The organism is Haladaptatus sp. AB643 (genome assembly GCF_024136975.1).
GTDB lineage: Archaea > Halobacteriota > Halobacteria > Halobacteriales > Haladaptataceae > Haladaptatus.
The window spans coordinates 478,216-486,653 of sequence record NZ_JAMYJW010000002.1 but is presented as its reverse complement, the minus strand read 5'-3'; the positions used below and the strand labels follow the sequence as shown (position 1 = coordinate 486,653).

At 62.3% G+C, this 8,438-nt stretch carries 8 protein-coding genes; 5 read left to right on the top strand and 3 right to left on the bottom strand.

The annotated features are described in order from the left end of the window. From NKF25_RS06995 to NKF25_RS06980, 4 genes are all read left to right on the top strand, one after another. Positions 1-414 (top strand): fumarylacetoacetate hydrolase family protein (locus NKF25_RS06995; protein WP_253225981.1); only part of this gene is annotated, 414 nt, incomplete at its 5' end. Between the two features lie 695 nt (positions 415-1,109). Beyond that, positions 1,110-2,204, top strand: a complete 1,095-nt coding sequence (locus NKF25_RS06990; protein ID WP_253225980.1) for a Gfo/Idh/MocA family oxidoreductase — start codon at positions 1,110-1,112, stop codon at positions 2,202-2,204. 3 nt (positions 2,205-2,207) lie between these two features. Further along, positions 2,208-3,071 carry an amidohydrolase family protein gene (locus NKF25_RS06985; RefSeq protein WP_253225979.1) on the top strand — a complete coding sequence of 288 codons (864 nt, stop codon included), beginning with the start codon at positions 2,208-2,210 and terminating at the stop codon, positions 3,069-3,071. 49 nt (positions 3,072-3,120) lie between these two features. Then, positions 3,121-3,852, top strand: a complete 732-nt coding sequence (locus tag NKF25_RS06980; protein ID WP_253225978.1) for a fumarylacetoacetate hydrolase family protein — start codon at positions 3,121-3,123, stop codon at positions 3,850-3,852. Here the strand turns inward: NKF25_RS06980 and NKF25_RS06975 are convergent. Next, a complete protein-coding gene (locus NKF25_RS06975; RefSeq protein ID WP_253225977.1) occupies positions 3,849-4,847 on the bottom strand; it encodes an LLM class flavin-dependent oxidoreductase in 999 nt (332 codons plus the stop codon). The two genes, NKF25_RS06980 and NKF25_RS06975, sit on opposite strands and share 4 nt — an antisense overlap. A 186-nt stretch (positions 4,848-5,033) precedes the next feature. Here NKF25_RS06975 and NKF25_RS06970 point away from each other — a divergent pair, with 186 nt between their 5' ends. Next, on the top strand, positions 5,034-5,510 hold the full coding sequence (locus tag NKF25_RS06970; RefSeq protein ID WP_253225976.1) for a hypothetical protein: 477 nt from the start codon (positions 5,034-5,036) through the stop codon (positions 5,508-5,510). Between the two features lie 20 nt (positions 5,511-5,530). Here NKF25_RS06970 and NKF25_RS06965 read toward each other — a convergent pair whose 3' ends face one another. Continuing rightward, the gene (locus NKF25_RS06965) at positions 5,531-7,060 is read right to left on the bottom strand and encodes an Nramp family divalent metal transporter (protein WP_253225975.1); all 1,530 of its coding nucleotides are present in this window, start codon (positions 7,058-7,060) and stop codon (positions 5,531-5,533) included. A 67-nt stretch (positions 7,061-7,127) separates the two neighbouring features. Beyond that, positions 7,128-8,375: an MFS transporter gene (locus tag NKF25_RS06960; protein WP_253225974.1), complete on the bottom strand. Its 1,248-nt coding sequence runs from the start codon at positions 8,373-8,375 to the stop codon at positions 7,128-7,130. Positions 8,376-8,438 lie beyond the last annotated feature (63 nt).

Here is an 8,438-nt window from a genome sequence, read left to right as displayed (position 1 = left end):
CGCGGGGAAATCGTCGGCTACACCATCGGCAACGACGTCTCCAGCCGCGACATCGAAGGGGATAATCCGCTGTATCTCCCGCAGGCGAAGGTGTACGACCGCTGTTGTTCACTCGGTCCCTGCGTCGCAACCGAGGAAACGATCGGCGATCCGCACGACCTCGAAATGTCGCTGACGATCGAACGCGACGGCGAGATCATGTACGAGGACTCGACATCGACGAGCGAGATGGCGACTACCTGCGAGGAACTCGTCTCGTATCTCAAACAGCACAACGTTCTCCCCGAGACGTTGGTTCTACTCACCGGAACCGCACTCGTGCCGCCGGAGTCGTTCACCCTCACCGAAGGTGACGAGGTAACCATCGATATCGACCGTATCGGACGACTCGTCAACGAAACGATGAGCGTTTGAACGGGCGGTAAAACCGTTTTCGGACGAGCAAAACCCGCTCCGACAGGATGGTTGTTCGAGCGTACGGAATCGGATTCCGCCGATGCTCGGCGGAGCTACCGATAGGGAACGAACTTCGACACACCGTTCTCCAATTCAGAAACATACGTGGATGAATAAACGAGGTGTTCGGGGAGAATGGTCATCGATCAGGAGGAAGTTCGAACCGTTGCGGATTCACCGCCGAACAGGACGAAAGATCCGCCGTTCGGGGTCCGAACGGAGAAACGGAAAACGGGACTTCGATGACCGTTCTCCATCCAAAGGGGGAAGACGCCGTGAGGATTTCCTCACAAGGACGAGTACCGTCCATTCGCTGCTTTCAACCACCGGTGCTCTAGGGTCGTGTCCGTGGGAGGGTGGGCGGCGGAAGAACGCCACTCGACCGGCCACGGGTTGAAAACGTTTGTTGGTTTTTCCCGTCGAAATCCGGACGAATTTCCGAATGTAGCCGTACGAAAACACATATCGGCATCGATGGAGCGTTCTGAATTCCAGAAAGCCTACTTCGAAGTAAAATCGAACGGGAAACGGTGAGAACCGGGGAAATCGAAGTCGACACGATTTCTGGGAGACGGGCTTCGTTCGTCGTCCTGTGGCGTTCGTTCCGTCTAGACCACCAAATCAATCAAGTACACGGGGGGACGTGTAGTAGTATGGTCTACAGAGCTGGTATCATCGGCGCTGGTGGTATCGCGGGGATGGGAATCCTCGGAATGCACGACGAAGCGGATATCGGTCGGAAGAAGTTTCGAGCGAGCCACGCGGGAGGGTACAACGAAACCGACGGGGTCGAACTCGTCGCGGTCGCGGACGTGAACGAGGAAAAACTCGACCGGTTCGGGGAAGCGTGGGACATCCCCGAACGGGGGCGCTATGTGGGCCACGACGCGATGCTCGAAAACGAGGAGTTGGACATCGTTTCGGTCTGCACGCCCTCGTACCTCCATCGTGACCACGTCGTCGCGGCGGCGGAGTCCGACGCGGACCCGGACGCCATCTGGTGTGAGAAACCCATCGCCGCGAGCGTCGCCGAGGCGGAAACGATGACCGAAGTCTGTGAGGAAACCGACACCGAACTCGTCGTCAATCACTCGTTCCGGTTCACCGAGAAGGTCCAGGAGCTACGAAGCGCCATCGAGGAAGGTATCGTCGGGGAGACGAAGTCCATCGCGGCGACCTTCCGACGCGAGTTGATGCGAAACTCGACCCACGTCCTCGACCTGCTCGTCTATCTGCTCGACGCCAGAGCGGCCACGGTCAGCGGCTACATCAACGGGGAGAACGACGCCGTCGATGCGCTCGGCGGGACGCGGGAGGTGACCGACTCCGGCGGCGGCGGCCACGTGCTCCTCGACGACGGCACGTTCGCCACCGTCGATTGCACCGTCGCTCGCGAGATATCGTCGATGAGTCTCCAGTTCGTCGGCACGGAGGGGAAACTGTACATCAACAACGACGACGGCGAGTGGCGCTACTGGACCCTCGAAGACGGAACCCACGTGGAGCGGCCGATTCCCGGCGTGTCCGGCGCGTGGTCGTGGGACGAGGATTATCGTCGAGCGTTCCCGAACGCCGCGAACCACATCGTCGACCTGCTGAACGGGGGCGCGGAGAACCACTCCCCCGGCACGGACGCGACGCGGTCGCTCGAAATCATCGTGGGATTCTACATCTCGGACTACACGGAAAGTCACGTGGACCTGCCGCTCGATACGCCGCTCAAGGACGTGCGGATCACGTCGTGGTGAACGATGCGGCTGATCGACACACACGTCCACGCGTGGGGAGCGGACTCCGAGCAACGGCCGTGGTACGAATCCGTTCTCCCCCCTGGATGGTCCGGGGAGTACACCCACGAGGACCTCATCGTGGACATGAACCGCGTCGGCATCGACGAGAGCGTCATCGTCACCACGCCGCTGTACGGCCGGGAACGCGGCGCGAACGATTACACCCTCGAATGCATTGCGGCCCATCCGGACCGTCTCCACGGCGTCGGACTCGTTGACTTCTTCGCAGACGACGTTCGTGACCGTCTCAGGGCGGTGCTGGACCACGACGGTATGCTCGGCGTTCGAATGCACGCCGCGTTGGAGTACGACGACGCTCCCACGGAACTCGACCGTACCGGCGACTGGATCCTCGACGACGCGCTCGCGCCGGTGTGGGAGGAGATGGCGACGCTCGATGGGTGCGTGTTCGTGTTCCCGAAAGCACAGCAACTCGGACTCGTCGGCCGACTCGCGGCGGCACATCCCGACGTCACGTTCGTCGTGGACCACATGGCGTGGCCGGACGGGACGACGACCACCGATTCGGAACCGTGGAGCGACTTCCGCGACCTCGCGGCGTTCGACAACGTCTACGTGAAGGTGAGTTCGTTGCCCCGTTCGTCCATCGAAGGGTGGCCGTATCGCGACCTCTGGGGGTACGTTCGAAACCTCGTCGAGTGGTTCGGCGCGGACCGCTTGATGCTCGGTTCGGACTACCCGTGGATGGACGACTGGGCGACGTACGACCAGTGTCTCGATTGGGTCACGGAAGCCAGATTCCTCTCCCCCCGGGACCAGCGCTACCTCAGGGCGCGGACGTTCACGGAACTTTTCGACGCGTAACCCTGCCGCAACGGCAAGGGTTTTGAGCATCCGCCGGAATCGTGAGTACATGTCTCACGTCAGATTTCGCGACCCCGCCGGTGCCGTCCGAACAGGCTCGTGGACGGACGACGGCATCGTCTTCGCAGACAGTACGTACGACCCGGACGAGGTCGATATCCTCCCGCCGACCGAACCGAGCAAGATCGTTTGTGTGGGCCTGAACTACGCGGACCACGCGGCGGAGTCCGGAATGGAGGTTCCGGAGCGACCGCTGTTGTTCCTGAAACCGCCGAACTCGGTGGCGGGCCACGGCGATACGATTTCGCTCCCCGAGGGGAAAGAACAGGTCGAATACGAGGCCGAACTCGGCGTCGTCATCGGCGAGCAGTGCCGAAACGTCGCCGCCGAGGACGCCGACTCGGTCATCGAGGGGTACACCTGTGTCGACGACGTCTCGAACCGCGACGACCAGATGGTCGAACAGAACTGGATTCGCGGGAAGGCGTTCGACGGGTCGGCCCCCATCGGCCCGGTCGTCGCGCCGCCAGAGGAAGTCCCGGACGACGCAACGGTCGAATTGCGGGTGAACGGGGAGGTCAAACAGCACTCCTCCCGCGCCGAGTTCATCTTCACCGTACCGGAGATAATCGAGGAGATCACGGCGTACATGACGCTCGAACCGGGTGACGTCATCATCACCGGAACACCGGCGGGCGTCGGTCCGCTCGCGGACGGAGACTGCGTCGAGGTCGAAATCGAGGGCGTCGGAACCCTCGAACACTTCGTCAGCGCGGACTAAAACCGCGGGATCACTTCGTCGCCGAACAGTTCCATTCCCGTCGTTTCCGGGAAATCGAGGAACAACAACTGAAGTTTGTCGAACCCGAGGCCGCGAATCGCGTCGATTTGGTCGGCCACTTCGGCGGGCGTTCCGATGAGGAAGCCACCCTTTTCGCGGGCGTCTTCGGCGTCCGATAGCTCGTCGTCCATGTCCGATTCCTCGCCCCACGGCAGCGGGAAGATGCGGTCGCAGTACTCCCGCAGTTCGTCCTCGTCCTCGCGGACGAGGACGTGGGAGAGCCACGAGCGCTCCACGTCATCCGGGTCGCGCCCTTCCGCTCGCAGGTACTCGTCGAACTTCCGAACCTTGAATTCGATTGGTTTCCCCCGAGCACGGGCGCTGATTTCGACGTTCCACTCGTCGGCGTACCTCGCGGCGAGTCGCAGCATCCGCGGACCGGCACCGCCGACGACCAGCGGCGGATACGGCTCCTGCACGGGTTTCGGCTCGTTGTATGCGTCCTCTATGTCGTAGTGGTTCCCGTGGAAGGTCGGGGCGTCCTCGGTGAACATCGCCCGGAGGACCTGTACCGTCTCCTCCAGCATGTCGATCCGGGTGTTGACGTCCGGGAAGTCGAAACCGTACGCGGCGTGTTCCGCCTCGTGCCACCCCGCCCCGAGGCCGAGTCGAAGGCGACCTTCGGAGAGCAGGTCCACCGTCGTCGCCATCTTCGCCAACAGTGCGGGGTTCCGATACGTGATCGAACCGACGAGGGGGCCGAGGTCGACGTCGTCCGTTCGCTCGGCGAGCGCGCTCAGCAACGTCCACACCTCGAACTCCTCCCGTCTGGGGCCGAGCATGAAGTGATCGGGTGCCCACAGGCCACCGAGGCCGGATTCGACGGCCGCGTCCGTCCCGGCGAGCACCGAGTCGCGGTCCAGCGCGTCGTAGAGCGGCGCGTCCCGATGGACGCCCGCACCGGCGTAACACTGAACCATCCAGTCGAATTGCATGGATACAACGGTTCGCCCCGAGATATTAAGTGTTCGGCCGGGACGGATCGAAGTATGAGAGGATAAAGATCGAACCGCGTCCGATTCGTCCTCGGCGATGAAATCCCGACGATCCATTCGTTTATTTTGGTAGTTATAGATTCGTAACCAAAACGTTGATTTCCGATCCTCGGCATCTGTAGTAGCATGTCGCACTCGAAGACCTCGGTCCTCGATTCCGAGTTGTTCTGGGAGTCCCTCACCGTCGGTGCCTTTTCGCTCACCATCCTCGCCTATCTCCGAATCGGGTTCGTCGAAAGCTTCCTTCCGCTCGTCGTCGGCATCTACTGCCTCCGTCGCTCCTTCGCCGTCAGGGTCGATGGGGGTCGTTCGTCGCCGAACGAGGGATTGACGGAACGGTACGACGTGCCGGAGGAGGGGGAGGTATCGGACGAGCGACGACGCGAGATCATCGACGAAGTGCGAACGGAGTACCGCAAGAAACGGAAACTGTGGGGGGCGTTGACGGGTCTCTCCGGAATTCTCGCCCTCGCTGCGATTCCGGTGACTATTGCCGTGACGGCCATCGGCGGCGTCATCGCCGGATACTGCTTCCTGCGTCGTCGTCACGCGAACACTATCGTTCGCTATCTGGACGCCGTTCTCGACGAACTGCCCGAGTAGAATAGGCCGAAGGGATCGTCTCAGAACGAGGCGAACCCGAGGTACTCCAGGATGGAGATGACGCCCGCACCGGTGAGGAACACGCCGGAGATGATCAGTCCGACCGTGAGCGCCCACCCGCTCCGCAGTTCCTCCGGAAGTGCAGTTCGCTCGGCCCACAGCATCGCCCAGCACCAGAGGCCACACCCGAACACGCCGCCGATGATGGAAGCCGGGGTGACGATGGCCACGGCGGACAGTCCGGACCAGATGAGAACCAGACCGATACCACCAGCATAGATCATGGTGATGATCCGCGCCTTCGTCATGTTATCCCGTTCCAGGTTACGAGCGCGCGACGAGAACGGTTTGACCGTCTCCAGCCACGTCCACGTGTACCCCTCCCACGTCGCGTAGAGCGTCCCGAAGATGGCGAAGAACACGCCGATCTTCCAGAGGATGGTCAGGCCCGGGTTGATGGCCGAGAACCACCGCGCCTGAAACGTGTAGAGATCGATGCCCGAGGGGATGAGTTGTGCCTTGTGGAGACTCTGTGCTCCCAACACCATCGCCGCCGCCGTGAAGAAGGTTATCGCGGTGAACGAGATGATGACGTCGACCTGCGGGGCTCGCAACCACGATTTGGCCCGCTTGAGGTTGTCGTCGGTCAGTTCGAAGGGCACCGTCGTTCCCGGCGCGAGTTCGCGGACGAAATCGGATATCTCCTCCGAGTCCTCACGGCGAAGGACGCCCCAACTTCGTTTCTTCGAATAGCCCACGTAGCCGATGTAGTCGTAGATGCCGCCGCCGACTGCACCCATGTAGGTGACGACTTCGATCCAAACGGAGCGACTTGCGACGTCGGGATACTTCTCGTAGACGAACGGCGCGTACCCCGACGGCATGTGTGGGACGAGGCCGCCGAGAACGCCGCCGAGCGACGGTTGGGCGGCGATGGCGAGTACGGCGATGGTCGCCGAGAGGAACGCCACGATTGCGATCTGTGCGCGTTCGACGTAGTCGTACCCGCCGATGAGTACGAGTCCCGCGGTTCCGACGATCAGAACCGTTCCGATAGAGGCAAACACCGTATCGGTCATCGGGAGGCCGAATATCCACGCGATTATCTGGCCGAGCATCTTGGACAGTCCGCTGATCCACGCGGGAAAGGCGAGGATAGCGATTCCGCCCATCAGGAGGGAAAACCATCCGCGAGGACCGGGGAGCTTTGCCCATCGCGACATCACGTGTTCGCCGGTCAGGGTGTAGTATCGGACGCCCGAGTAGGTCATGATACCCTTGACGAGTCCCGCCCAGACGAGCGCCCAGATTATCGAAAGTCCGAAAATCGCACCGCCGCGGGGGGCGAACAACGTTTCACCGGAACCGAGCGTCACCGAGGCGACGATGGCACCGGGACCGAAGTAGGCGAGCAACTTCTTCCAGTCCCTCGACCCCTTCTGCAGTTCCTTCGGCGGGGTCGGGAACGTGATCGACCGCTCCTTCGACCGTCCTGGTTCTTCAACCGGCCGCTCTATGCCTGTCTGTTCTTGCGCTGACTTGGCAGTCATGTTGTAACCTCTGCTACCGTGAGAAAAGTACCCACACGAGGTTGATAAATATTTTTGGAATATTAATTTAATTATTAAAAAGAGATACCGATGTGTTGGCACTCCCGTCGTGCCTCCCTCGGAGATAGGCCGAAACGACGGCGGCGGCGACTGCCACCGTCGCGAGTACCGCGAAGAGCGAGGCGACGCTCGCTCGCGTGAGGACGTATCCGGCGAGCGTCGCGCCGAGTGCCCCGATTCCGAAGACGCCTGCGTAGGTGTAACCGTAGCTCAGACCCCGCGTATCGGACGAAGAGTGGTCCGCGACGGTCGCCTGCATGAGCGGCTGTTCTCCGAAGAGAAAGACGCCGAGGAGGACGGAGAGGGGAACGAGACTCCACGAACCGTCCGCGGCGACGGTCGCAAACGCCGTGGAAACCGCGGCCAAACAGAGGAAGACGAGGATCAGTCCGCGGACCGGGTCCGTCCTATCGACGAGCCATCCGCCGACGTACTGGCCGACCACGCCGACGAGGAGCAACCCGCTGTACAGGTACCCGGACATGTCGCGAAGCAAGCCGGAGAACACCGCTCCCGACCCGGCCGCCGTCTCGAACACGTCCGGCAGGAACGTCAGCACGCCGCGGTAGAACAACCCTTCCAGAACGACCAGCAGGAAGATGACGTAAAACCCGCGTTCGAAAAGTCGCTTCGATGAGGACAGGAACGATGCCATCGAAAGGTCGGTTCGAAACCCGTCCTCCCGCTCCACTTCCTCTCGACCGGTCGGGTCGGTGTGAACGACGAGCGTAAGCGCACCGATCAGTACCCCGGGCACGACGAGAAGCGCCGCGACGTACCGCCAGTACAGGTCCGCGAGCAACACCGAAACGGCGAGCGGTCCCATCGCGGTTCCCAAGTTCCCGGCGACGCCGTGGACCGCGAGGCCGCGCCCGCGCTCCGAGACGGTGCGGCTGAGCAACGAGAGGCCGGTCGGATGGTAGATACTCGCCGCACCGCCCCACAACAGCAGGCCGACCGTGAGGACGAGGAGGTTCGGTGCGAACGCCAAGAGGCCGAACCCGGCCCCCATCCCGACTGCACTGGCAGCGATGAGTGTTCGCGTGTCGTAGCGGTCGGCGAGGATGCCACTCGGGAGCGCTCCGACGCCGAAGAGGCCGTATCCGACGGTGACGACGACCCCTATCGTCGCCGCATCCGCGGAGAACGTGGACATCCAGAGCGGGATGAGGAGCGGAATGGTCAGTTCGTACGTGTGCACCAATCCGTGCGCGAACGACGCGACGGCGACGGTTCGGCGGTCGTCCCCGTTCATCCCGGCCACCGTCCAGGCGCGGAGCCTTCACCGCGAGAAATCGAACGCTGACCGAACCGCGTC